General features: G+C 36.6%; 23 protein-coding genes. 11 read left to right on the forward strand and 12 right to left on the reverse strand.

Annotation, left to right across the window (positions count from 1 at the left end; genetic code table 11):
- The first annotated feature begins 131 nt into the window (after positions 1–131).
- The 3 genes from DUT69_RS05295 to dnaK all read left to right on the forward strand — a co-directional run bounded on the left by DUT69_RS05295 (position 132) and on the right by dnaK (position 4,373).
- Positions 132–1,316: a class I SAM-dependent methyltransferase gene (locus DUT69_RS05295; RefSeq protein ID WP_113652059.1), complete on the forward strand. Its 1,185-nt coding sequence runs from the start codon at positions 132–134 to the stop codon at positions 1,314–1,316.
- A 3-nt stretch (positions 1,317–1,319) separates the two neighbouring features.
- The gene (locus DUT69_RS05300; RefSeq protein ID WP_113652060.1) at positions 1,320–2,054 is read left to right on the forward strand and encodes a hypothetical protein; all 735 of its coding nucleotides are present in this window, start codon (positions 1,320–1,322) and stop codon (positions 2,052–2,054) included.
- 417 nt (positions 2,055–2,471) lie between these two features.
- A complete protein-coding gene (dnaK, locus tag DUT69_RS05305; RefSeq protein WP_113652522.1) occupies positions 2,472–4,373 on the forward strand; it encodes a molecular chaperone DnaK in 1,902 nt (633 codons plus the stop codon).
- A gap of 508 nt (positions 4,374–4,881) precedes the next feature.
- Here dnaK and DUT69_RS05310 read toward each other — a convergent pair.
- From DUT69_RS05310 to DUT69_RS05340, 7 genes are all read right to left on the reverse strand, one after another.
- Positions 4,882–5,952 (reverse strand): phosphotransferase enzyme family protein, encoded by a 1,071-nt coding sequence (locus tag DUT69_RS05310; protein WP_162796186.1) that lies wholly within the window; start codon positions 5,950–5,952, stop codon positions 4,882–4,884.
- Positions 5,943–6,842, reverse strand: a complete 900-nt coding sequence (locus DUT69_RS05315; protein ID WP_113652062.1) for a nucleotidyltransferase family protein — start codon at positions 6,840–6,842, stop codon at positions 5,943–5,945. The genes DUT69_RS05310 and DUT69_RS05315 overlap by 10 nt, the downstream gene beginning before the upstream one ends.
- Positions 6,843–6,910: 68 nt before the next feature.
- The gene (locus tag DUT69_RS05320) at positions 6,911–8,482 is read right to left on the reverse strand and encodes a helicase HerA-like domain-containing protein (protein ID WP_113652063.1); all 1,572 of its coding nucleotides are present in this window, start codon (positions 8,480–8,482) and stop codon (positions 6,911–6,913) included.
- Between the two features lie 283 nt (positions 8,483–8,765).
- Entirely contained in the window at positions 8,766–9,017 is a 252-nt protein-coding gene (locus tag DUT69_RS05325; protein WP_113652064.1) for a hypothetical protein, read from the reverse strand.
- A gap of 3 nt (positions 9,018–9,020) precedes the next feature.
- A complete protein-coding gene (locus DUT69_RS05330) occupies positions 9,021–10,139 on the reverse strand; it encodes a M42 family metallopeptidase (protein WP_113652065.1) in 1,119 nt (372 codons plus the stop codon).
- Positions 10,140–10,199: 60 nt separating this feature from the next.
- Entirely contained in the window at positions 10,200–10,619 is a 420-nt protein-coding gene (locus tag DUT69_RS05335; protein ID WP_113652066.1) for a GNAT family N-acetyltransferase, read from the reverse strand.
- 4 nt (positions 10,620–10,623) lie between these two features.
- Positions 10,624–12,165: an acyl-CoA carboxylase subunit beta gene (locus DUT69_RS05340; RefSeq protein ID WP_113652523.1), complete on the reverse strand. Its 1,542-nt coding sequence runs from the start codon at positions 12,163–12,165 to the stop codon at positions 10,624–10,626.
- A 312-nt stretch (positions 12,166–12,477) separates the two neighbouring features.
- Between DUT69_RS05340 and DUT69_RS05345 the strand changes: the two genes are divergently transcribed.
- From DUT69_RS05345 to DUT69_RS05355, 3 genes are all read left to right on the forward strand, one after another.
- Complete coding sequence (locus tag DUT69_RS05345) at positions 12,478–12,816, forward strand: hypothetical protein (RefSeq protein WP_113652067.1); 339 nt, start codon at positions 12,478–12,480, stop codon at positions 12,814–12,816.
- 73 nt (positions 12,817–12,889) lie between these two features.
- A complete protein-coding gene (locus tag DUT69_RS05350; RefSeq protein WP_113652068.1) occupies positions 12,890–14,494 on the forward strand; it encodes a SulP family inorganic anion transporter in 1,605 nt (534 codons plus the stop codon).
- Between the two features lie 4 nt (positions 14,495–14,498).
- Positions 14,499–15,167 carry a carbonic anhydrase gene (locus tag DUT69_RS05355; protein WP_113652069.1) on the forward strand — a complete coding sequence of 223 codons (669 nt, stop codon included), beginning with the start codon at positions 14,499–14,501 and terminating at the stop codon, positions 15,165–15,167.
- An 18-nt stretch (positions 15,168–15,185) separates the two neighbouring features.
- Here the strand turns inward: DUT69_RS05355 and DUT69_RS05360 are convergent, their stop codons facing one another.
- The 3 genes from DUT69_RS05360 to DUT69_RS05370 all read right to left on the reverse strand — a co-directional run bounded on the left by DUT69_RS05360 (position 15,186) and on the right by DUT69_RS05370 (position 18,429).
- Positions 15,186–15,422 (reverse strand): hypothetical protein, encoded by a 237-nt coding sequence (locus DUT69_RS05360; RefSeq protein ID WP_113652070.1) that lies wholly within the window; start codon positions 15,420–15,422, stop codon positions 15,186–15,188.
- A 139-nt stretch (positions 15,423–15,561) separates the two neighbouring features.
- Complete coding sequence (pruA, locus tag DUT69_RS05365) at positions 15,562–17,193, reverse strand: L-glutamate gamma-semialdehyde dehydrogenase (protein WP_113652071.1); 1,632 nt, start codon at positions 17,191–17,193, stop codon at positions 15,562–15,564.
- 96 nt (positions 17,194–17,289) lie between these two features.
- Positions 17,290–18,429 carry a sterol desaturase family protein gene (locus DUT69_RS05370; protein ID WP_113652525.1) on the reverse strand — a complete coding sequence of 380 codons (1,140 nt, stop codon included), beginning with the start codon at positions 18,427–18,429 and terminating at the stop codon, positions 17,290–17,292.
- A 179-nt stretch (positions 18,430–18,608) separates the two neighbouring features.
- On the opposite strand from DUT69_RS05370, the gene lpxK reads away from it, so the two are divergent.
- The 3 genes from lpxK to DUT69_RS05385 are packed head-to-tail and all read left to right on the forward strand — an operon-like array spanning position 18,609 to position 22,448.
- Positions 18,609–19,664: a tetraacyldisaccharide 4'-kinase gene (lpxK, locus tag DUT69_RS05375; RefSeq protein WP_113652072.1), complete on the forward strand. Its 1,056-nt coding sequence runs from the start codon at positions 18,609–18,611 to the stop codon at positions 19,662–19,664.
- Positions 19,636–20,451, forward strand: a complete 816-nt coding sequence (locus DUT69_RS05380) for a purine-nucleoside phosphorylase (RefSeq protein ID WP_113652073.1) — start codon at positions 19,636–19,638, stop codon at positions 20,449–20,451. The genes lpxK and DUT69_RS05380 overlap by 29 nt, the downstream gene beginning before the upstream one ends.
- Positions 20,451–22,448 carry a putative porin gene (locus DUT69_RS05385; RefSeq protein WP_113652074.1) on the forward strand — a complete coding sequence of 666 codons (1,998 nt, stop codon included), beginning with the start codon at positions 20,451–20,453 and terminating at the stop codon, positions 22,446–22,448. Before DUT69_RS05380 ends, DUT69_RS05385 begins: the two co-directional genes overlap by 1 nt.
- 51 nt (positions 22,449–22,499) lie before the next feature.
- On the opposite strand, the gene DUT69_RS05390 is transcribed toward DUT69_RS05385, so the two are convergent.
- Positions 22,500–23,189, reverse strand: a complete 690-nt coding sequence (locus DUT69_RS05390) for a porin family protein (RefSeq protein WP_113652075.1) — start codon at positions 23,187–23,189, stop codon at positions 22,500–22,502.
- Positions 23,190–23,417: 228 nt separating this feature from the next.
- The gene (locus tag DUT69_RS05395; RefSeq protein WP_205314230.1) at positions 23,418–24,599 is read right to left on the reverse strand and encodes an asparagine synthetase B; all 1,182 of its coding nucleotides are present in this window, start codon (positions 24,597–24,599) and stop codon (positions 23,418–23,420) included.
- Positions 24,600–24,858: 259 nt separating this feature from the next.
- Here DUT69_RS05395 and DUT69_RS05400 point away from each other — a divergent pair, with 259 nt between their 5' ends.
- Together DUT69_RS05400 and DUT69_RS05405 are read left to right on the forward strand one after the other, a co-directional pair.
- Positions 24,859–25,317 carry a peptidylprolyl isomerase gene (locus DUT69_RS05400; protein WP_113652077.1) on the forward strand — a complete coding sequence of 153 codons (459 nt, stop codon included), beginning with the start codon at positions 24,859–24,861 and terminating at the stop codon, positions 25,315–25,317.
- Positions 25,318–25,398: 81 nt separating this feature from the next.
- Positions 25,399–25,941 carry a DUF5606 family protein gene (locus DUT69_RS05405; protein WP_113652078.1) on the forward strand — a complete coding sequence of 181 codons (543 nt, stop codon included), beginning with the start codon at positions 25,399–25,401 and terminating at the stop codon, positions 25,939–25,941.
- The last annotated feature ends 226 nt before the right edge of the window (positions 25,942–26,167 follow it).

Genomic DNA, 26,167 nt, shown 5'->3' on the forward strand with positions numbered 1-26,167 from the left:
CACGCCTTGTCAATACCTAAAGTTGCATTTGCATATAATTAAATACTTTGTCATCGGTGGTTAGCTATTTAAACCGTAATTTTATACCAATTAAAAATAGTACTGATCATATCAGTACATGATAAGCATTTATGGTTATAGGTGAAGCATTAGAAAAGTTTAGAGAAGTCCTTTCGGCAAGTATTGCCAATAAATCTTTAGTAAAGTTGTCTTTGGGTAACTATCAAGGCAATGATAGAGAATTGAAGAATTTATATGTTAAACTGGTAAAGATTAAGCGTGCCGATATGCTTTCTTTTAATTACCGATATAAAACAAGGGATATCTTTAAAAACTTAGCTATTGAAGAAGGTGTGAAACTTTTGATAAACCTACTCAGTAACGATTTCAAGATCGGTACGCTGTTTACTACTGAAACTGAAAACATTATTGAGCAGGACAAGAAAGGTACATTAAGAATAAGACAACGTGAGTTGACAAAGAAACTTGAGGCTAACCATTCTCACGATAAGGTAAAACAGCGTTTGATAAAGCCAGAAGCGAACGCTTATTTACACCAACTAAAAATTACAGACGCTAACGGCGAAGTTTATAAAAACGCACAAGACAAATACAAACAGATAAACCAGTACATCGAAATTTTAAATTCTTTAATTAAAGAATTGCCTGCCAGAACCATAAAAAACGTAGTAGACATGGGCTCTGGTAAAGGTTATTTGACATTTGCGTTGTACGATTATTTTTCAAAGAAAGGTGATGCGATTTCCATAACCGGAGTAGAGTTTAGAAAAGATATGGTAGACTTGTGTAATACCATTGCAAAGGATGCTGAATTTGATAAACTGAAATTTGTAGAAGGAACAATTGAAAGCTATAGCCAGAAAAATATTAATTTGTTAATTGCCTTACATGCTTGCGATACAGCGACAGATGATGCAATATTTAAAGGAATACGAGCTAACGCCGAATTGATTGTAGTTGCGCCATGTTGCCATAAACAAATTAGAAGAGAAATAGAAAAACACAAAGTAAAAAATGATGTTTCTTTTTTAACTAAGTATGGGATTTTCCTGGAGCGACAGGCAGAGATGATAACTGACGGAATGAGAGCGTTGATTTTAGAATATTTCGGCTATAAAACTAAAGTTTTTGAATTTATCTCTGATGCGCATACACCTAAGAATGTTTTGGTAGTAGGGATTAAGAACAAAGATAAAGGAGCAAAAAACAAAGAAGAAATCCTACAGAATATAAAGGAGACTAAAGCTTACTTTGGCATCGATTATCATCATTTGGAAAGATTGTTGGATATTTAGGGTATGATTAAACAAAAATTTCTAAACGCTAAATTGTTTGTAATAGGCGTCTTGCTTTTTTTCTTTGCTTCATGCGAGCCTAAAAGATTAGGAGAGGGAATTCTTGATTTAGACGATTTTCCAATTGGATTAAGCGTTAGCGGTCTTTATGAAAATGAATTAAAAAAGGAGAATTCCGCAAAATATTCTTCCTATAGCGATACGGTTTTCAACTATAAGGATGGAGAAAAAAAAGCAGTTTCAGTAAAGTATAGTGTGAGTGCTGATAAATCCCTTGGCAAATTTGCAAAACTTAAAAATGTTAGTTTTTATAATTTGGTGTCTATTACTGATCTTAGGGACAACTTAATGATGATGAGCACTGAAACAGATTGTGGCTTTGCAGATCAAATGAAGCTCTTAAGCGAACTAAAAAGGCAATATGGCAAACCTATAGTTAAACAACACATTGCTAGTTTTACCACATTTACTTGGTTGTTGGATGACAGGACTATACAGGTTCAATGCGAAATGATTCCGGATCATGAAAATTATAAAAATAAAATAGGCGATTTTTTAAATCCTGAAGGAGGTTTTCTAAAATCAGATAGCTATGAGCCAAACCATATTTGGAAAGTTTATCTTCATATTTTTAATAATGATTATGTAGATGCGCTGAAGGATGAATATTTCTATTCTGAAAATGGTCACAGGCCCTATTTGTATGATTATGATGAGAAGGCCGTTTCTCCATATTAATCGAATTAAGAGGGTTATTTGGTTTTTATTAATGGCTAAACCCTATATGTTTTGCTATTATTCTGTTGGCTTCAGCTAAGGGCTCATTTTTAAATTGTACTACAAGCTTTTGTTAATTAAACCTGATGGAAGCGAAAATACTTTTTTGCTGATTCCGGCTTAGGGATTTTAGGGGCAAAAAAGATTGTAGCGTACAGCAGGACGAAAAATCCCAAGAATTACTGACATTAGTTTTCAAAACACTCCAGATTCATACTTTCTGCCTTTCGCAATTTTCTGCCAAGGTGTCAGCAGATGTTGTGCTTAATTATTACATTTTAACAGATATTTAGCTGTTATTTCTGCCAAAACCCAATTGGCACATTGCTTGTTATTAAGCTTGTAAACATTAAAAAATTTAAAGAAATACATAATAAAATGGGAAAAATAATTGGTATAGACTTAGGAACAACAAACTCTTGCGTTTCTGTAATGGAAGGTAACGAACCTGTAGTTATAGCCAACAGTGAGGGTAAACGTACAACGCCATCTATTGTTGCTTTTGCAGAAAACGGCGAGCGTAAAGTAGGTGAACCTGCTAAACGTCAGGCGATAACGAACCCTACAAAAACAATTTATTCTATTAAACGCTTTATGGGTTCTAGCTTTGCTGAGGTTTCGAAAGAAGTTGGTAGAGTACCTTATAGCGTAGTTAAAGGCGACAACAACACGCCACGTGTTGAAATTGATGACCGCAAATATACTCCGCAAGAGATTTCTGCAATGATTTTGCAGAAAATGAAAAAAACGGCAGAAGATTTCTTAGGACAAGAAGTTACTGAAGCGGTTATTACTGTACCTGCTTACTTTAACGATGCACAACGTCAGGCTACTAAAGAAGCTGGTGAAATTGCAGGTTTAAACGTAAAGCGTATTATTAACGAACCAACAGCAGCTGCGTTAGCCTACGGCTTAGACAAAGCGCACAAAGACATGAAAATTGTTGTGTTTGACTGCGGTGGTGGTACGCATGACGTTTCTGTGTTAGAATTAGGTGATGGTGTTTTTGAAGTAAAATCTACTGATGGTGATACACACTTAGGTGGTGACGACTTTGACCACATTATTATTGATTGGTTAAATGACGAGTTTAAAGCTGAAAACAGCATGGACTTATCTAAAGACCCAATGGCTTTACAACGTTTAAAAGAAGCTGCTGAGAAAGCTAAAATCGAGTTATCAAGCACAACTTCTACAGAAATTAACTTGCCATATATTACTGCTGATGCTAGCGGACCAAAACACTTAGTGCGTACCTTAAGCCGTGCTAAATTTGAGCAATTAGCTGGCGATTTAATTAAACGTACTATCGATCCTTGTAAATCTGCTTTGAAAAATGCTGGTTTAAAAGTTGGTGATATCGACGAAATTATTTTAGTAGGTGGTTCAACTCGTATTCCTGCGATTCAGGATGCTGTTAAAGCTTTCTTTGGTAAAGAGCCAAGTAAAGGTGTAAACCCTGATGAGGTTGTTGCAATTGGTGCAGCTATTCAAGGTGGTGTGTTAACTGGCGAGGTTAAAGATGTATTGTTATTAGATGTTACGCCACTTTCTTTAGGTATCGAAACTATGGGTGGTGTAATGACGAAATTAATTGAAGCTAACACTACAATTCCTTCTAAAAAAGCAGAAACTTTCTCTACAGCTGCTGATAATCAGCCTTCGGTAGAAATCCATATTTTACAAGGCGAGCGCCCTATGGCTGCTCAAAACCGTACAATTGGTCGTTTCATTTTAGATGGTATTCCACCAGCGCCACGTGGTGTGCCTCAAGTAGAAGTTGCTTTTGATATTGATGCTAACGGTATTTTACACGTAAGCGCTAAAGATAAAGCTACAGGTAAAGAGCAAAAAATCCGTATCGAGGCATCTTCTGGTTTAACTGATGAAGAAATCAAGAAAATGAAAGAAGAAGCTGAAGCAAATGCTGAAGCTGATGCTAAACAAAAAGAAGAAGCAGATAAAATTAACGGTGCTGATGCTTTAATTTTCTCTACTGAGAAACAATTAAAAGAGTTTGGCGATAAATTATCTGATGATAAAAAAGCGCCAATCGAAGCTGGTTTAGAGAAATTAAAAGCAGCTCATTTGTCTCGTAACTTTGCAGATATCGATGCGGCTCAAGAAGAATTGCAAGCTGCATGGAACGTAGCTTCAGAGGAAATGTATAAAGCTGGTGAGCAACCTCAGGGTGATGCACCACAGGCTGATGCGCAACAAGGTGGCGATACTGTTACTGATGTTGATTTTGAAGAAGTAAAAGACGACGAGAAAAAGTAGTCAGAAAATCTGAGGTCTGAAAGTCCAAAGATTAATATATAAAAAGCGTTGCTGATTAATTTCAGTGACGCTTTTTTCATTTCCGCTCTTCGGAGGCTTTTTAGCGACGAAGCAGTCTGTTATGCGAAGCTATTTTTTTATTGGAAAATGAATGGCTGTATTTCAGGGCAAAAACAGTCTCGCCATTCGCTGCAATCTTTTTTATTTTCGTCATTTATAGCGCAGGGAGAAATCTTTAAGCTAGTGGTCAAAAAATAAGAGATGCCTCTCCCGAAAAGTCGGGATCGGCTTTAAGCTAAGGCAAAAAATAAAAAAGTATTTTCGCTACGGTCGGGTTTAAATAACAAAAGCTTGTACAACTATTAACCAATGTGGCTAAAGCCCAAAACTAAATTGCATAAAAAACGTCGGCTAAAGCCGACGGAAATGAATGTTTATAAGATAGCTAAGACTTAATTAGATAATCTCGGCTTCAGCTAACGGAAAATGATAATGAATTATGCAAAATCTATAAACACTCTTCAATAATGCCTTGTAAAACCTTTTCGTTTTCAAATAACTCGCTTAGCAACTTGAACTGATTTTTGGCTCTGTCTAAATTTTGAGTAGGGTAAGCAATTGGATAATAAATACTACCGTTTAAGTAATCAGTTAAAAAACGAAGTGCTTGCATATAAACAATATATTTTCCTGAAAATAGAATTAAATCTTTTTCTGTTTCAGTTAAAATAGCCGACATTTCAGATAGATAGCCTTCAATCGTAGCCCTAAAATAATCTAAACGAATCTTGATTTTACTTAAATCGGTTTCGTTTTCAGAGAATGCACATAGGTAAGTCCTCATCATATCACCTAAGTCTGAGATAAATTTGCCTGGCATCAGCGTGTCTAGATCAATTACGCAAATTCCGTCGAAACTATGTTCGGCCAATAGAACATTACTTATCTTGGTGTCGTGATGTATAACCCTATCCGGAAAGTTGTTGCTCCGCTCGTAAGAGTTATAGTAATCTACAATAAAATGATGGTGTAGTGCAGTTTCAATTTCATTCGAAGCGCTGTTCTTTAAATCATCCTTAGCCTCATTTAAGGCTAAGGTAAATTGCTCATATCTCCAACTTAAGTCGTGGAAACCAATAATTGTAGGCTTTAAATTCTCAGTATTGTAACCATTTAAAAGGTGCGTCAATTTGCCAAACTGTTTAGCGGCTTCATAAGCTTGCTTTGGCTCGCTTAATGTGTCAAAAGCTATTGTATTTGGCACAAAAGGCAAAAGTCGCCAGTACTGCTCTTCAAAATGGAACATCAGCTCACCACCTTCGGTAGCAACAGGTGCAGGAAAAAGGTAGTTAGGAGATTTGGTTTTTAGATATTTTGCCACCGCATTTATGTTGTTTGCGATAGCATTTGGATCGTTAAAAACGTGGGTATTTATATTCTGCAGAATATATTTTTCTCCATTTTTAGTAGTAAGCAAAAAGGTTCGGTTAATATGCCCCGAACCTATTTGGTTTAAAACTACGGTTTCACTGCTGAAACCGTAGGCTAACAATATTTCTTCAGCTAAATTTAGCTCCATAATTTTTCTGGGTAGGCACCATCTTTTATTAGCTGGTCTATACTTGCCTGTACAAAAGGTTTGTCTTCTTTGTATGTAACACCAAACCATTGGTTAGAAGTTGGAACCACTTTAAAAGTTGCGGTGTTGCTTTTAACTAAATTTTCACCAATTAACGGAATAAAAAATTCTGCTTTAGGTTTATCTTGGTTAGCTAAGGCAAATTCTTTAAATAGTTTTTCAGTTATTGCAAAAACTGCAGGAGTGAATCCCCAAAAGTTCATTGAAACAGGTGTTTCATAAGCTAACGGAAATTTCTTCTCGTCTTCTTCATAAACAATAGTTTCGCCATCTTTGTAAACCTTGGTACGCTCAACAATTTCTTCTAAATTTCCTGCTTCGTCTACTTTGCAAACACCACGAGATACGGCGCCAAAATCAGAAAGTGTTTTACCTATTTGGTAACCGATAATGGAATAATTGCTATCGGTAGCTTCTTCGTTTAAGAAATCAACCATTTTTTTAAATGCATCATAACCATAATAATCATCTGCATTAATAACACAAAATGGTTCGTTAATTACTTTTCTGCCAGATAAAATTGCATGCGCAGTTCCCCAAGGCTTTTCTCTGTAAATTTCTTCTTCAATACCAAATTGTTTTAAATCGAAATTTTGGAAAACGTAATCCACTTCAATTTTTCCGGCAAGTTTCGGATCAAATATATTTTTAAAGTTTTCTAAAAACTCTTCTTTAATAATGAAAACAACTTTGCCAAATCCGGCATTAATTGCATCATAGATAGAATAATCGATGATTGTTTCGCCATTCGGGCCAAATCCATCAATCTGTTTCATACTGCCATAACGGCTAGCCATCCCAGCGGCTAAAATTAATAAGGTAGGTTTCATATTGCTAAATTAGTAATTTGGCTTATAACTCTTTATAGTTATTTTGGACTATTGGAGATTATAATATTTTAAAAACCAAAGAGACCGCCACTTTTTGAACGTGTTTTTTTCCCAGTTAACATACCAAATAAGCCTCTAACAATTTCTTTACCTATTTGCCGAGTAATGGTTGCGCCCATAACTTTTTCAACTAGGCTTTTTTCGCCGGGTTTCGGTTTACTTTCTTGTTCTATTCTTTTTTGCTCCTCTTGCGCTGCCTTCACTTCATTCTCTTCTGCAAGTTTTTGGTTAATCTTATCTGTAAGCATTTCGAAAGCGCTTATAGGATCTATTGTTTTCTGATATTTTGTAAACAGCGGGCTTGCCTGCATCAATTTTTCGCAGTCTATATTTGCCATTGGGCCCATTAAAGCCCTTGGTGGCGTAAGCATGGTTGCAGCAACCTCCGTCGGTATACCTTTTTCGTTAAGCACGGTTACCAAAGCTTGTCCTGTACCTAAAGAAGTTAAGACTTTGTCAATTTCATAAAAATCTGATTTAGGATAAGTGTTAACCGTTTTTTTCAAGGCATCCACATCATTTGGTGTAAAAGCCCTAAGTGCATGCTGTACACGGTTACCTAATTGCGCCAAAACCGTTTCGGGAATATCCATTGGAGACTGGGTGCAAAAGAAGACGCCAATTCCTTTAGAACGAATTAACCTGATAATGGTATTAACTTGTTCTAAAAACGCTTTAGGAGCGTCGTTAAACAGCAGGTGGGCTTCGTCAAAAAAGAAAACCAATTTTGGTTTATCTAAATCGCCAGCCTCTGGCATGGTTTGATAGATTTCGGCAAGTAAGCTAAGCAGAAAAGTAGAAAATAGTACGGGCTGACTTTGCACATCGGCTATGTTTAGCAAGCTAATTACACCTTTACCATCTACACGACTGAAAAGATCTTCAATATCGTAAGAAGTTTCTCCAAACATACCACCCAAGCCTTGTTGCTCAATAGCAACAATTTTTCTTAAAATGGTGCTAGAAGTAGCTGTAGATATTGAACCATAACTGCTTTTTATTTCTGCTGCGCCATCGCCCTCAGCCAAGTAACTTAACAGTTTTTTAAGGTCGTTAAGATCAACAATTGGCATTTTATTATCATCGGCATATTTAAATATTACCGCTAAAACACCCGTTTGCGTATCGTTAAGTTCTAGAATTTTAGCCAGTAAAACTGGTCCGAATTCGGTAACAGTTGCACGCATTTGCGCACCAGCTTTTCCCGTTAATGAATATAATTCTATTGGAAACCCAGAAGGAGTAAATGTTTTTTTAAGTTGCGTAGCTCTTTCTTCAATTTTAGGGTTTGATGTTCCGGCTTGATAAAGACCAGATAAATCTCCTTTAACGTCTAGCATAAAAACGGGTACGCCTGCATCAGAAAGCTGTTCTGCCAAAAGTTGTAAAGTTCTCGTTTTACCTGTTCCGGTTGCTCCGGCAATTAAACCGTGGCGATTCATCATGCGTAGAGGCAGATTTACTTCTGCATCTCCTAAAACTTCGCCGTCTAAAATTCCTGCTCCTAAATATATAGATGCACCTGTAGGTGCATAAGATGCTTTAATTTTCTCTGTAAATAATATTTTTTTGTCGCTCATGGTGTAGATGTTTGCGAGTTCAAATTAGGAAAGAATTATTGAAATGAAAAATGTAATATGATTTGATTTCTTAAAGATTCGGTTAGATAAGATCATCGTTGTTTTTTACATTGACTTAAGTTACCTAAACCCGATATTAGTGGATGCCACCTCGATTATTTTCAATTAATTCGTGGCAGTAACATTAGCGGGGCTGTAATTAGATAGTTGCAATGCCATTGCTTTTCAAATAAAAAAGACCTGAAGTATTGCTCCAGATCTTTCTTTTTTTTAGTCAACTGTTTTATTGATTTTCGATATTGTGTTTGGCTTTGGAAACACCATTAAAATAGAAATATGCCCCTGCAATAACAATAACGTAAACATTGCTCATCTTTACACTGTGGTCTAGCCAGTCTTTAAATGGCGGTGTTCTGCCATCCAAACTTTGCATGATATAGGGCCAAGTATTAAAAAAGAATACAATTACAAGTATTAGAAATACCTTTAAAAGTGTGCTTAATATTATTTTTTTGTAATCTATTTTTTGCTCCATTGCTTATTTAAATTCTCTAAAATCTTGGTTGGCTTCTATAGTGAGCAAGCTTTGATAAATTAAGCTAATTACATTATCCACATCTTCTTTGTGAACCATTTCTACGGTGGTGTGCATGTAGCGTAATGGTAAAGAGATTAAGGCCGATGGAACGCCACCATTTGAATAAGCAAACGCATCTGTATCTGTACCAGTTGAGCGAGAAGAAGCTTGACGCTGAAAAGGAATTCCATTTTTTTCGGCCGTTTTAATAAGCAGCTTATTTAAATTAGTTTGAACTGCTGGTGCATAAGAAACTACAGGACCTTTACCGCAAGCCATTTCACCTTGCGTTATTTTGCTAATCATTGGTGTTGTGGTATCATGCGTAACGTCTGTTACTATTGCAACGTTTGGTTTAATACGTTGTGCAATCATTTCGGCACCACGCAGGCCAATTTCTTCTTGTACAGAGTTTACAATGTATAAACCAAAGGGAAGTTTTTTCTTGTTTTCTTTAATTAAACGGGCAACTTCGGCAATCATAAAACCACCAGCACGGTTATCTAAAGCACGGCCAACATAATATCTGTCGTTTAAAACCATAAACTCGTCCTCGTAAGTTATTACGCAACCTACGTGTATGCCCATGTTTTCTACTTCTTCTTTGGTAGTAGCGCCACAATCTAAAAAGATATTTTTTAAAGTAGGTGCCTCTTCTTTTTCGCCACTGCGTGTATGGATAGCTGGCCAACCAAATACAGCTTTAACCAAGCCTTTTTCTGTATGAATATTTACGCGTTTTGATGGTGCTATTTGATGATCTGAACCGCCGTTACGAATCACGTAAATTAAACCATCGCTAGTGATGTAGTTCACATACCAAGAAATTTCATCAGCATGTGCTTCTATAACAACTTTATAGGGTGCTTTTGGATTAATTACACCAACCGCAGTGCCGTAATTATCTACAAAATGTTCGTCGATATAAGGTTTTAAATATTCTAGCCATAATTTTTGCCCTTCCCACTCATAACCAGTTGGAGCTGCATTGTTAATGTATTTTTCGAAAAACTGCAGCGATTTTTTATTTACTACCGGGATATGTTTTTTCTTGTTTTCTTCGTCTTTTTTCTTTGCCATTGTATATGTGATTACACCGATTAAAGTGATTTTACAGGTTAGTGATTTATTATTTTGTGATTAAACTGACTGTATTTCTAATTCCATAATTACAAAATCAAATCCATCTGCTGTGTAGGTTTTGTTCGTTTCTAGGAAGCCAAATTTAGTATAAAATTCTTTTGCATTAACTCTTGCATTGCACCAAAGTTTTGTCAGTTTTTGGATTTTGCAGAAATCTATTAAGTAGGCGAGAAGTTGTTTGCCCAACCCTTGGCCTTGAACTTCAGGCAAAACGGCAAACTTTCTAAATTGGCCAACGCTACCCTCTATAAAAAGCGAAACTACACCGCTCAGTTCATGGTTCGCGTATAAGCCGAAATGAATCCCGTCAAAATCATTTTCGAGTTTAACAAAATCAAATGGATGTTGTGGATACATGGCTACATGCCTTATACGCCAAGTTAACGATGGAAAAATTTGTTCTACTACTACCGCCATACGTTTACAAAGGAATATTTCCGTGTTTTTTACGAGGGTTGTTTACTACTTTGTTCTCAAGCATTTTAAAAGCTTTTATCAATTTAATTCTTGTTTGCGAAGGCGCTATAACTTCATCTACAAAACCTCGCTCTGCGGCACGGTAGGGGTTTGCAAAAATATCCGAGTATAGTTTTTCTTTTTCCATCCATTTCTCTTGCGGGTTTTCGGCAGCAGAAATCTCTCTTTTGAAGATAATTTCGGCTGCACCTTTAGCACCCATAACCGCAATTTCGGCAGTTGGCCATGCATAATTCATATCAGCGCCAATGTGTTTTGAGTTCATCACATCGTAAGCACCGCCGTAAGCCTTACGGGTAATTACGGTAATACGGGGTACGGTAGCCTCGCTAAAAGCGTATAATAATTTCGCACCATTGGTGATGATGCCATTCCACTCTTGGTCTGTTCCAGGCAAAAATCCGGGTACATCCTCTAATACAAGTAATGGGATATTAAAACAATCGCAGAAGCGGACAAAACGAGCAGCTTTGATTGATGAGTTGCTATCTAAAACGCCAGCCAAATACGCCGGTTGGTTAGCAACAATTCCTATGCTTCTTCCTGCTAGGCGGGCAAAACCTACAACAATATTTTCTGCGTAGGCAGCATGTACTTCAAAAAAGCTCTCCTCATCAACTATTGCAGTAACAACATCTCTAATATCATAAGGTTGCGATGCATTTTGAGGTAAGAGATGATCTAAATTAGGTCGCTGCTCATCACCGGGCTCGTAAGGCAAATTGTCTGGCGTTTCTTCGCAATTTTGCGGAACATAGCTAAGCAGCTTTTTTAAATAGCTAATTGCTTCTATCTCATTAGCGCAGGCAAAGTGCGTAACGCCTGATTTTGTAGCGTGCGTACTTGCGCCACCCAATTCTTCTGAACTTACTTCTTCATGCGTAACGGTTTTAACTACGTTTGGCCCAGTTACAAACATATATGAAGTATTTTCTACCATTAAAATAAAATCTGTAATAGCAGGCGAGTAAACCGCCCCGCCGGCACACGGACCCATAATTGCCGACAACTGTGGGATTACGCCAGAAGCTTGCACATTTTTGTAGAATATATCGGCATAACCGCCTAAAGAAACTACACCTTCTTGTATTCTTGCACCACCGCTGTCGTTTAAGCCAATAATTGGAGCGCCGTTTTTCATTGCCATTTCCATTATCTTGCAAATTTTTTCGGCATGGGTTTCAGATAGTGAGCCTCCAAAAACGGTAAAGTCTTGAGAGAAAACATAGGTTAAGCGACCGTTGATATTGCCATAACCAGTAATCACACCATCACCTAGGTATTTCTCTTTTTCCATACCAAAATCTGTGCTCCTGTGTGTAACAAGCATACCTATTTCTTCGAAGCTACCTTCATCCATTAGAAAATGGATGCGTTCTCTGGCAGTAAGTTTTCCTTTTTTATGCTGACTATCTATTCTGGACTGACCACCACCTAAGTGTGCTGCCTTAATTTTGTTTTGTAGATTCTCAATTTTGTTTTGCATAGCAAGATTTATATTGGCTTCTTGGCTCAAAGGTTATAATGTAAATATATTACTCTGATAGCTAAAGGTAAAAACACTTCTTAATTTCTACCGTTTTTTATTGATGATTTATCACCCAAAAGAAAATTTTGGGATCAAGGCTTAGTTATAAGATTAGAATAACATTAGAAAAATAAGCGGTTTTAAATTTTATAACTTGCTATTTTACAGTTGTTTTTGTATGTTTTTTGCTACAAATTACAAATTAATTACTTATTTATTTGATAATTTCAGCTTTTTGGAGCTATTTTTGGAAAAACGCAAAATTAAATTATGTTCCTAAGGAAATACTATATACTTATTGTAATGGCCTTCATGGTTATCTTTACAACAAAGATGGTAATTTCTGGTGCACCTGTTTTTTTCTCATCAATTGATAAAAGCCTAATGAATGCAGTAATTATGCAATTAGAGGTTGAAAACAATGGCGAAGAAACAGGCAAAGGAAATGTGAAATTTGCAGATCATAAACTAATGTTCCAACGGTTCGATGTGGTTTATGTGCCTTTGGTAATCTCTTACGGATTGCCAAATAGTTTTATCAATCATTCTAGGAGATACGTAGATCCCTATCATCCATCTGTTCCCACGCCTCCTCCCAACTTTTCTTAATTTTTATCCGCCTTGTAATTCGTTTTACGGGGTAATTCTATCATAAAAATTAAAAAATATAACGCTAAGTGTTATGGAAAACGTGAATTCGAACTCGTCTATGTTCGATGTGAAAAAATATTTTTCGGCAAAAAACTTAAAGAAAGATTTACCCTCTAGTGTGGTGGTTTTTCTGGTTGCATTACCTTTGTGTTTAGGTATTGCACTTGCCTCTGGGGCGCCTTTGTTTGCGGGCCTTATTGCTGGTATAGTTGGTGGTACGGTTGTAGCATCAATTAGTGGCTCTCAATTAAGTGTAACTGGTCCGGCAGCCGGGTTAACGGTTATTGTTCTAACCTCCATTAACGATTTAGGTGGTTTCCAGATATTTGTGGTAGCTGTTATTTTGGCAGGTATTATGCAAATTATACTCGGCGTAATTAAAGCGGGTACAATCGGTAATTACTTTCCATCTAGCGTAATTGAAGGAATGTTGGCCGCCATTGGTCTAACATTAATCTTAAAACAATTACCACATGCGTTAGGTGTAGATTCAGATTTTTTCGGCGATGAACAATTCTCGCAAGCAGATCATGAAAACACATTTAGTGCTATTGGAGCGGCAATAAATCACGTTAGTATTGCAGCATTGGCTATAGCGGCATTGTCTATCGTAGTTTTAATACTTTGGCCAAAATTTAAGAAATTGAGCGTAGTGCCAGCACCACTAGTAGTCGTTATAATAGGAGTTATAGGTGCACTTTTATTTAACGGCGGTGCTGATGCATTGCGTCAAGATCAATTCGTATCTATTCCTGTTGTTAATGGCGCATCAGACTTTTTTGGCCTTTTTAAATTGCCAGATTTTAAAGCGTTAGCTAATCCAAAAGTTTACATGGTAGCCGTTACCATTGCCGTAGTTGCAAGTTTGGAAACACTGCTAAGCATTGAGGCAGTTGATAAGATTGATCCTATCAAAAGAGTTTCACCAACAAACAGGGAGCTAATTGCACAGGGAACAGGAAACATGATAAGTGGTTTCTTAGGTGGTTTACCAATGACATCGGTAATTGTACGTAGTTCGGCAAACGTAAACGCTGGTGGAAGAACAAAAATGTCGGCTATATTCCATGGTTTGCTTTTACTGTTATCATTGCTTTTTATCCCGAAAATCATAAACATGATACCGTATGCATGTTTGGCAGCTATTTTATTGGTAACAGGTTATAAGCTAACTCGTATTGCGTTGTTTAAGCACATGTACCATAAAGGTTGGGACCAATTTGTACCATTTGTAGTTACCATAGTTGCCGTACTATTAACCGATTTACTGAAAGGTGTGGGTATAGGTATGGCGGTTTCTGTATTTTATCTTTTGCGCACTAACATGCGCAACCCTTTTTTTTATAAGGTACAAGAAGATGGCGATAAAAAAAACATTCGAATAAAGCTGGCAGAAGAGGTATCATTCCTTAATAAAGCATCAATACAAGTGTTATTGACGGGTATCCCAAAAGAAACAAATGTAGTTATAGATGGCTCTAACTCCAGGTACATAGATCCAGATGTTTTAGAAACTATATTTAATTACAAACATAATGCCTACACTAAGGGTATTATAGTAACGTTAGAAAATGTGAAGAAGCATTATACCGTACCAAAATTAAATTCAAAAATTGTAGAAGAAATTAATCAGTAAAATTATGTGCGCAAATCATTCAGATGATCTTTTAACAAGAGAAGAAATAACTTTAGAAAACTTACTTCAGGGTAATAAGGATTTCGTAGAAAGAACTTTAGACGAAGATCCAAATTACTTTGAAAAACTTTCGGCGGGGCAAAAGCCGCCTGTATTATGGATAGGCTGTTCGGATAGCCGTGTGCCGGCCGATAAAATTACCAATACTATGCCGGGTGATATCTTTGTAACCAGAAACATTGCAAACGTGGTAACACATACAGATATTAGTATGCTAAGTGTACTCGATTATTCGGTTAACGTGTTAAAAATTAAACACATCATTGTTTGCGGCCATTATGGTTGTGGTGGTGTTGCCGCTGCACATGGTAACAAACAAGTAGGGTTAATAGATAATTGGTTAAGAAACATTAAGGACGTTTACCGTTTTAACCAACAAGAGGTTGATGGCTTGCCAGAAGACCAGAAAATTGACCGTTTGGTAGAATTAAACGCCATCCATAGTGCTAACAATGTAATCAGCACCTCTATTGTGCAAAATGCTTGGGCTAACGGACAAGAATTATCTGTTCATGCTTGGGTGTACAGCTTAAAAACAGGTTTAATCAACGACCTGAAATCTACTTTTTCTGCAGCAGACGAGATGGATCCTGTATTTAAAATGAGTATTTAATTATTAATTGCTATAAAATTAAATGTCTCCTAGAGCACAAGCTTTATGGAGACATTTTTTTTGGCAATAAATTTTACTTTTTTGTAGAGAAGATAGGAGCGCAATTTTTGTGTATTCTACTAAGTTTCTTCCTGCTTTACGCTTCAATTCCCGATGAAAAAATCGGGAGATTTCCGCTTCAATCAGGGCTAAAATTAAAGCTTGTGCAGATAAAAAATACATTGTTGCAGAAACCTGTATTTCTAAACCTGACATTCGCGGATCCCGAATTATCGGGAGTAGCGTTGGCAGGGCTTAAATAAATAGGATTACTGTTTTGGCTTTTCATAAAAACATTTGGTCACAAAAAAAACCGTTCTGATTGTTGAACGGTTTTTAAATTATGTTTACTAGCTTACTCAGCTAAAAATGGGTAACGGTAATCTTTAGGCGGATCAAATGTTTCTTTAACTGTACGTGGAGAAACCCATCGTAATAAGTTAATCATCGAACCAGCTTTATCGTTTGTACCACTGCCTCTTGCACCACCGAAAGGTTGTTGCCCAACTACAGCTCCGGTACATTTGTCGTTAATGTAGAAGTTACCAGCGGCATTTCTTAAACGTTGTGTTGCCTTTTCAATTGCATAACGGTCTTGAGCAATCACTGCGCCCGTTAACGCATAAATAGAAGTTGAATCTATAATGTCCAACGTTTTTTCAAAATCCTTGTCTTCGTAAATGAAAATTGTTAAAACCGGTCCGAATAACTCTTCGCACATAGTGGTATATTTCGGGTCTTTTACAACCAAAACAGTTGGCTCTATAAAATAACCTTTGCTCTTATCGTAATTTCCACCAGCAATTATTTCAACTTCGCTATCTTTTTTCGCAGCATCAATGTATTTCGCTAAGTTATCAAATGACTTCTCATCTATAACCGCATTGATAAAATTGCTAAAATCTTCAGTTCCACCCATCTTAAAGGTAGCTAAATCACGTAGCATATATTTTTTAACCTCTGGCCAAATGGTTTTAGAAATGTAAACCCTGCTCGCTGCAGAACATTTTTGCCCTTGGTACTCAAAAGCACCGCGGATTATTGCAGTACTAGATGCTTCTGGCTCGGCAGAACCGTGAATTAAGATAAAATCTTTACCACCAGTTTCGCCAACTATGCGAGGGTAGGTTTTAAATTTATGTATGTTGTTACCAATGGTTTTCCAAATATCCTGAAAAACACCTGTAGATCCAGTAAAGTGAATACCAGCAAAATCAGGGTGAGAGAAAATTACATCTCCAGCATCAGGTCCTGAAGCGTAAACTAAGTTTATAACACCATCAGGTAATCCCGCTTCGCGGAAAATTTCCATTAAAACATTGGCCGCATAAATTTGTGTATTTGCCGGTTTCCAAACCACAACATTACCCATCATTGCTACAGAAGTAGGCAAGTTGCCTGCAATTGCGGTAAAGTTAAATGGTGTTAAAGCAAATACAAAACCCTCTAACGGGCGTTGTTCAACTCTGTTCCAACTACCACGAGGAGAAACAGGAGGTTGTTGCTTGTAAATTTCTGTCATGTAGCTTACGTTAAAACGTAAGAAATCAATCAATTCGCAAGCTGAGTCTATTTCTGCTTGGTAAGCATTTTTGCTTTGACCCAACATGGTTGCGGCGTTTAATTTATAGCGGTACGGGCCAGCAATTAAATCAGCTGCTTTTAAAAATATAGCTGCTCTGTGTTCCCAAGCAAGGTTTTCCCAATCAGCTTTTGCTGCTAAGGCTGCATCAATTGCTTGGCTTACATGGTTTTTATTTCCCTTACTGTATGTTGCCAATACATGTTGGTGATCGTGAGGAGGAGTAATTTTTCCTTTGGTCTCGGTATAAACCAATTCGCTACCAATGTACATCGGTATATCGATTACCTGAGAACGGCCTTCTAATAAAGCCGCTTTTAATAGTTCGCGTTCTTTGCTACCCGGAGCGTAACCCAAAATAGGTTCGTTAACAGGCGCAGGTACGTTAAAAAATCCTTTAAGCATAAAATATTTCTTGTTTGCACAAATATAGGTATTTGCCCCTTGCGCATAGAATTTTTATGTAAGATTACTGACAGAATTGGAGGGATATTTTGTCGCCTACCTATCACTTCGCTCTTCCATGTTCAAATTAGTATCGAAAGGGCTTTTTGTAAATGGGTAAATAGATTGTTTTATAAATCCCTTAGGGTACGCAGCTTCGTGCACACCGGTACCGGCGGGCCATTTTTTACCCGGTAAATAATAGGTGCCAAACATCATATCTATAAAAGGAAAAATAGATGCGAAGTTATGGCCGTAATATTTTGGGTCTTCGCAATGATGCCAATGGTGATATTGCGGCGTGGTAAAAATGTATTTTATCGGGCCGAAATTTATACGTGTATTTGCATGAATTAATACAGCGTGTATAGCTATAAAAATAATATAAACGTTAAACACAGTTGATGAAAATCCTAATACATAAAGCGGAATAAATGTCATTGCTCTGGTGAAGAATATATCTATAAAATGCGTTCTGCTACCCGCAAGCCAATCCATGTTTTGTGTAGAATGATGGATGGAATGAAAACGCCACAAAAACACTTTGTTGTGGAATAACCTATGTGCCCAATATTGGAATAGATCTGTAGTAAAAAATGCTAAAAACAACGCAACTATAAACGGCAAGCCTTGTACCCAAGTATGCAGTTGCTCTAAGCCTATCCAACCGAAGAATAAAACAGCAGGTTTTTGTGTAACGATACCGAAAAATTGGATAAATAAGTGGCTAATTACAAAGTAGGTTAAATCTGTGCGCCATTCTTCATGAAATTTGGTTTGCGATTTGTTTTTTGGGAAAAACAATTCTAATGGAACGAAAATAGCAACCATTAGAAGTAAATCTAATATCATCCAATCTAAACCAAAATGCCAATTTGTTTTGGCAACGTCTCTGCCGTTTAATGTTAGTGCACCTAAGATAATGGCGAGGCCAGTAATTGAGGTACCAATTAGAGCTAATTTTATTTTCTTACTTAATAATAAACTGAGTAATGCAAAAAAGAAAGAGGCAATTACGCCGAAAATCATTAGTGCCTCGGCTATGCTTTTGGTATAAACTTCTCTAAACTCTGGTGTAGTTAATTGTTCTGGATAACGAAAGCAGAATACACTTAACAGTACCAGCACCGCAAGGAAGATAGAAATGTAGCCGCTAATTTGACCTTGGCCAACTTTTAATCGTTTATTTGGAGACATAGTTTTTCTTTGAAAAATCAATAATAACGAAAAAATAATTACTGCTTTTATTGGAGCCAAAAAAATAATACACAACGAAAATTATTTTCTCTTTCGTTTATCTTTTCTTTCTGGAGTAAATATAAGCCAATAAGTGATACTGTTCTTTTTTAAAATAAATCGTATTTTCGACCTGTTTTATGATAAAATATCTTCGCTTTTTATTGTTCCCAGTTTCTATTTTGTACGGATTTATTATCCTGATAAGAAATAAAATGTACGATTGGAACATGCTGAGGTCTCATCAATTTGATTTACCAGTTATTTGCGTGGGAAATTTAGTTTTGGGTGGCGCAGGTAAAACGCCAACAACAGAATATATCGTTAGGCTTTTAAACGGCTATAGAATTGCTATTTTGAGTAGGGGCTATGGCAGAAAAACCAAAGGTTATTTATTGGCGGATAATAACGCGACTGCCGAAACTATTGGCGATGAACCTTTACAGTATTACCAGAAATTTGATGATGTTACCGTTGCTGTTTGCGAAGATAGAGTTTACGGAATTAACCAATTAAAAGAAGATCACGACGTGATTTTGTTGGACGATGCCTACCAGCATAGAGCCGTTAAAGCCGGATTTAACTTGCTTCTTTTTGATTATGCCAGTACAAGGAAGTTTCAGTTTATGTTGCCCGCGGGGAATCTACGGGAGCCTTGGAGTAATTACGATAGGGCACAAGCTGTGCTGATAACCAAAACGCCACTACCATTAAACATGATGGACCAAATTGAAGTAAGAAAAAAGGTTGATACAAGAATTGATCAACGCATCTCTTTTTCTGAAATTATATACGGCGATTTGGTTCCTGTGTTTTCTGCACCAATAGTTGAGCTAGAAGACCAAAGTTACGATATGTTTTTACTTACAGGAATTGCAAATCCCAAACCGCTCGTGTCCTATCTAGAAAAGATTTCGAAATCAGTTTTTCATTTTAAACATCCCGACCACCATAATTTTAATGAGCAAGATATTAATCAGCTAATTAATGCGTTTAACAATCATCCTGCTAAGCAAAAAATAATAATAACAACAGAAAAAGACGCTAAGCGTTTAATAGGAGAAAATTTAAAAGATTTACTGCTAAATTTGCCTCTGTACTATTTGCCCATAGAAATTGCGATAGCACCAAAAGATAAATTTACCTTTGACCAAAATATACTAGAATATGTTGCAAGCTATAAGAGAATCGGTTGAGTACTTACAAAAGAAGATTGGTGTTTTTGAGCCAGAAGTGGGGATTGTTTTAGGTACTGGCTTGGGCGGTTTAGTAAAAGAGATAGAAATTGAGCACAGTATTATGTACTCGAGTATTCCTAATTTTCCTATTTCAACCTTAGAGTTTCACTCTGGTAAATTAATATTTGGTACGCTTAAAGGTAAAAAGGTGGTTGCAATGCAAGGTCGTTTGCACTTTTACGAGGGTTATTCGATGCAGCAAATTACTTTTCCAATTAGAGTGCTAAAGGCTTTAGGTATAAAACATCTCTTCGTTTCAAATGCTGCTGGTTCTTTAAATCCTGAGTTTAAAAAGGGCGATTTGATGATTATCAACGATCACATAAACCTGCAGCCAGAAAGTCCGCTTCGCGGGATAAATGATGCCGACTTAGGTCCGCGTTTTCCGGATATGAGCCAGCCTTACAATAAAAAATTAATTGCTGACGGCTTAAAAGTAGCGGAAGAACAAGGCATTATTTGCCACCAAGGCGTTTATGTAGCAGTAACCGGCCCAAATTTAGAAACAAAGGCGGAATATAAATATTTACGTATAATTGGTGGTGATGCTGTTGGTATGAGCACCGTTCCAGAAGTTATCGTAGCTAACCATATGGCGTTGCCAGTTTTTGCTATTTCGGTATTAACAGACGAGGGTTTTCCGGAGGATTTACAGCCTTTTAATTTAGACGAAATTCTGGAAACTGCTGCTGTTGCCGAACCAAAATTGACAAAAATTCTTAGTCAGCTTATCTCTGCATTGTAATGTTAAAACAACTTGTAGCTTTACTTTTTTTTGTTTCGATATTAGGCGTAGGGAACGCTTTTGCGCAAGATTTAAAAACTAACGTAGGCAATAATAAAGAGCTAGATTCGCTAAGAAAAAAAGCCGAAAGCAGCCAGGATTCGGTGGTTTTCGACTCGAAATATATTAGGTATACTACCCGTAAACTTACAAAGGATAGTATACAAACCTTGCCTATTGATACGGGTTTAACCGGTATACAGAATTTTAGCGTCATAGCTCAACCCCGCAACCCTACAGTAGGTACTGGGGTTTTAGGCTTGGCGGCTAGGTCACTTTTGTTTCAACCCTCAAAAACTATAGGTTTCGACCCTGGCTTTCACTCGTTAAATTATTATGTGATGGATCATGATGATGTGAAATTCTACAGAGCCAGAACAGCTTTTACTAACCTTTATTATGTAAGTGGGGGCGAGAAAGAACAGGTGTTAAAACTTACACACTCTCAAAACATTAATAAAAACTTAAACTTCGGCGCTAATTTTAATAGAATTGGCGCCAATGGAGATTATCAAAACCAACGTGGCGACGATTTAAATGCTGCCGTTTTTACTTGGTATCAATCGCCCAATAAACGTTATAATTTATGGGTAGACGGGGTTTTTAATACCATGAAAGCGCAGGAAAATGGATCGTTGGTAAAAGATGATATTTTTAATGACGATGAGGCTCTGGCGGATAAAAAAGCTGAAAACGTAAAATTAACGAGCGCTAGGCAATTATGGCGCAAAAATTCGATCCTGATAAGACAAAGTTATTTTGTTGGGCGGATAGATAGTACCGGACTTAACAGCACGCAAAATATATTGCCAACTAACAAAATTAATTACTCGTTAAGTTATACCTCTAGTGCGTTCTCTTTTAAAAAGGATGAAGCGGATAGTTACAATGCGCTGCCAGAAACTACCATCGATGCTATGTTTACAAACGATTCTACAAACGTAAAACATGTGCAAAACGAATTTATATATAGCTTCTTTTTGCGAGCTAAAGGAAGTTCGATTATAAAGAACGAATTAAAGATTGATGCAGGTATTAAGCATGATTTTTATAAATATGCGCAATATGGATTTTTAAGAGATACCTCTACTTTTTATTCTTGGGAAACCTCTTTTCAAAATATCAGTTTGTTAGGGGCCATTGGTTATCGTTTTAGTAACAAGGTTGATTTTAACTTAAATCTTCAGCAGATTTTTCAGGGCGAGCACACAGGAGATTTTATGTATGAGGCAAGAAGTAATTTTATTCTGAGCAAAAATATAGGTCGCATCATTCTTGGCGCTTACTTGCAAAATAAATCTCCAGAGCAAATTTATAATCGCTATTATGGTAATTACTACAATTGGGATTTTAGGTTTGATCGTACAAAAACAGCAAACTTATCTTTCAGCTACCTAAATGACAAGTACAAATTAGATGCGACGGCCTCTTATTATCTTATTACGAATCACTTGTATTTCGCAGCCGATCCTAATAAAACATTAGCCATAATTCCGGTACAACAAAGTGGAGATATTAGTCTGATTAATATAAGTGTTGGCAAAAAATTTAAGTACAACACTTGGCATTTGGATGCTTATGTAGTTTACCAAAAAACAGATAATCAGAATGTTTTAAGAACACCTGAGTTTTACACTTTTAATAGTTTGTATAAAGAACAAACGTTTTTTAGGAGACTTAAAACTCAAATTGGTATTGATGTTAGGTACCATACTTCTTTTATAGCGTCATCATACTCTGCGCCAGCTAGCCAGTTTTACAATGGCGACAATATTACCTTTTCTTCTAAGCCTGTTATAGATGCATGGGTTAAAGTAGGGTTGCGCAGGGCTAATCTTTTTGCTAAGTATGATTATGCAAACCAAGGTTTGCTAAGTAAAGGAATTTACACTGTAAACAAATATCCTATGCCAGATAGGTCGTTAAAACTTGGATTGAGCTGGAATTTTTATGATTAACAAAAAAGGCTTCAGAATTTTCTGAAGCCTTTTTGATGTAGTACAATTCGGTTAGAATGAGTAGCCAACGCTAAAACCTAAAACACGGTTTCTTAATTTGTCATCATTTGATCTTGCATCTTTTGGAACCAAATTCGATAATCCAAGTCCGTAATTAGCGCCTACAGTAACACCATTGTTTAAACGGTAAGCTAAACCGAAGTTCGCACCAAAGTCAACGCTACTTAAATCGTCGTTTGACTCACTTCCAAACTCGATATCTCTATCGCTAAATGTTGTTTCAGAAGTTCCGTTAGAGAAACTGCCGGAATACTTGTTTTTGCCTGCAATGTTAAAACCAACATAAGGACCCGCACTAAGTTGAATAGCACCTGCATCTCCCGTAGGAATTCTTAATACTGCATTAATTGGAACTTCAATTGCCATTACATCTTGTTTAAATGTTCCAGTAACAGTGTTTCCTGCAATTGTACCAGAACTTGTTAGCTTAGTTCCCTTGTTTTGTAAGGAAATACCTGGTTGGATAAAGAAATTGTTTCCAACTCCGAAATCTCCATAAGCAGTAAAATTGTAGCCTACGTTAGTTTTGTAGTCTCTGTCTAATGCTCCTGTTCCGCTATAAGTAGAAAGATTCACTCCGGCTTTAATACCGATTCTGGCATCAGAACCTGTCATGGTGGTTTGAGCAAAAGCTCCTGTTGCAAATAAAATTGCCGCACCGCTTAATAATAACTTTTTCATATGGTTTTTGTTAAAGTAAATAATGCCAATTTAAAATTGGTATTAGTTGCTTAGTTCCAAAAGCTATGCCAAAGTAATTTAAATTAATTTTGTTCTAGTGTTAAAGTGTTGCTAAACAGTGTTTTGATGGGTTTTATTGAGGGTGTGCGCTTTGGGTTTAGTACGCTCTATAAAATCACAAAGTTGTATGAATTAGCATAATTTTCGCATTAAATTATAAACTAATAGTTAAGTTTTTTGCGGTTTTTTCTTTGCGGCCGGGAAAAGTACATTATTTAAAATAAGCCTGTAGCCAGCGGAGTTTGGATGTAGGCTCAGATCTGTCGGTGGGTCGTTAACCTGATGTTGGTAATCTTCCGGATCGTGTCCTCCGTAAAACGTAAACTGACCTTTTCCTATTTCGCCATGCAAATACCTAACTTCGGCGCCACCTTTATTTTCGCCGAGTACAGTTACACTAGGTTTTACGAGTTTTTTCCTGAAAGCGGTAGTTTGCCCCATAAAACCTTTTATAACCTTGTCGTGGTTTTGAGTTAGCATAGTCGGCACTAAATCCCATTTAGCAGAGAAATCAAAAAGCGTAAAAAAATCGTTTGTTTTGTTAAAATTTCTGGTCTGTGTTACATCAATATCAGAAAATTCGTACCGCTCTGGATTTAAATCTATTTGAAAGTCTTTAAAGGCTACGCTTTTGTTATAGTCTATTTTACTTTGAGCATTAGCGTCTGTTCCATCGCCGTCAAACATGCGCTCTGCAATATCTACGCCTTCAGCGGCAAGAGCAATATCGAAACTGTCGGTTCCGGAACACATGGCAAACAGAAATCCGCCTCCGGCGCAAAACTCTTTTATACGTTTAGCAACGGCAAGTTTCATTTCACTTACCTTTTTAAATCCATTTCTTTTGGCAGCTTCTTCTTGATATTTTACATCTTCACGGTACCAAGTAGCATTTTTAAAAGACGACCAAAACCGGCCATATTGCCCAGTAAAATCTTCATGATGCAAGTGCAGCCAATCGTAGCTTGTAAGTTTGTCTTTTAGCACTTCATCATCATAAATCAAATCGTATGGAATTTCGGCGTAAGTTAAAACCAATGTAACTGCATCATCCCAGGGTAATTTGCTTTTTGGAGAGTAAACTGCAATTTTTGGTGTTTTTTCCAACTTCACCATTTCCATATTAACATCTGGCAGATTAATCTCATTTAAAATAGCATTAACCTTTCCATCGGCTAAAATCTCGTAAGACACACCTCGAACTTTGCATTCATCTTCTACTGATTTAACATACTTAATCAAAAAACTTCCGCCTCGATAATTTAAAAGCCAATTAACATCTGCCTGGTTTTTAATGCTCCAATAGGCAAGCCCGTAGGCTTTTAAATGATTTTTCTGATCCTCATCCATATAAACCAGAATAGAGGAAGCTTTGCCGATCAAGCAAAAAAATAGAAGGAAAAATAAAATACTGTATTTTCTCAAAATCATGTTTTATGGTGATACACGAATGTATATTTTTTGAATGCCATTAAAAAATATTCTTTCTTTTAAAAACGGAGAATATTAATAAACGATATGTTTTTATATTTTCTTGATAGGATTTAGAAGCATTTTACATTGCTTTCAATTCAATTTAGTAAATTTGCCGTTTACAAAGAAAAATAAGATGAGTAAAGCAATAATAAAAACTGAAAAAGGCGACATGACTGTTGAGTTCTATGACGTAGATGCTCCTAATACTGTTGCCAACTTTAAAAAATTAGCTTCTGAAGGATTTTATGACGGAGTGGCTTTTCACAGAGTGATTCCTGATTTCGTAATCCAAGGTGGTTGCCCTAATTCTAAAGATGGTGCTTCTGGTATGGCTGGTACAGGTGGTCCGGGTTACAAAATTGATTGTGAGTTAACTGGCGAAAACCAATACCACGATCGTGGCGTATTATCTATGGCTCACGCTGGTAGAAACACTGGTGGTTCTCAATTCTTTGTTTGCCACAGCAGAACAAATACAGCACACTTAGATCGTAACCATACTTGTTTTGGTAAGGTGATAGAAAATGTTGATCTTGTAGACAGTATTAAACAAGGCGACAAAATTTTAACAATCGAGGTTTTAGCTGATTAATTAATAGTATAGAGTATTGCGGACGGCGAATGGACATCAATCGCGTTGCGCAATACGCATTACTCAATACGAAAAAAACATATGAATTTAAGAGGAATTGTAGCCGTATCTGGCAGACCGGGCCTATATAAGTTAGTAGGACAAAATAAAGCTGGCTACGTTTTAGAAAGCTTAGATGAGAAGAAGGTTAAAATTGTAGCTAATATTTCTACAACTAAGCTTGCATCGTTAGAAGATATTACCATTTATGGTGAAGAACAAGAAATTAAACTAATTGATGTTTTAGGCAAAATAGATGCTACAAAAGCAAATATTCCTGATGCCAAAGCTGATGGCAACGCTCTAAGAAAATATTTCTTAGAAGTTGCAGAAGGTCATGATCAAGAGAAAGTTTATGCTTCGGATATGAAGAAGATTTTATCTTGGTATAACTTATTAAAAGATTTACCTTTATTTACTGAGGAAGCTCCAGGTGCGGTTGTAGAAGGTGCCAAAGCAGATGATAAGGCAGATTTGAAAGCTAAAGCAACTACGCCGAAAGCGAAACCTACAAATGCTAAGGCGCCTACTGCTAAATCAGCGCCAGCTAAAAAAGCAAGCATGACAAGCAAAAAAGGAGTATAATTTTTTACTCTTTATCATAAAAACGCCAAGCTAATATCAGCTTGGCGTTTTTTTTATAAACCAAATGGTCTATACATTAATAGCGCTAAAACAATCATTATTATGATCGAAATAATAGTAGCAAGTCTGATATATTTTTTCTCTTGCGAAGTATCTGATCTAAAACGATATTTTCTCTTATAATCTCCAGGTAACATATTTCCTCCTATTTTAATAAATGATGTGA

Source organism: Pedobacter namyangjuensis, assembly GCF_003313325.1.
Classification (GTDB): Bacteria; Bacteroidota; Bacteroidia; order Sphingobacteriales; family Sphingobacteriaceae; genus Pedobacter; species Pedobacter namyangjuensis.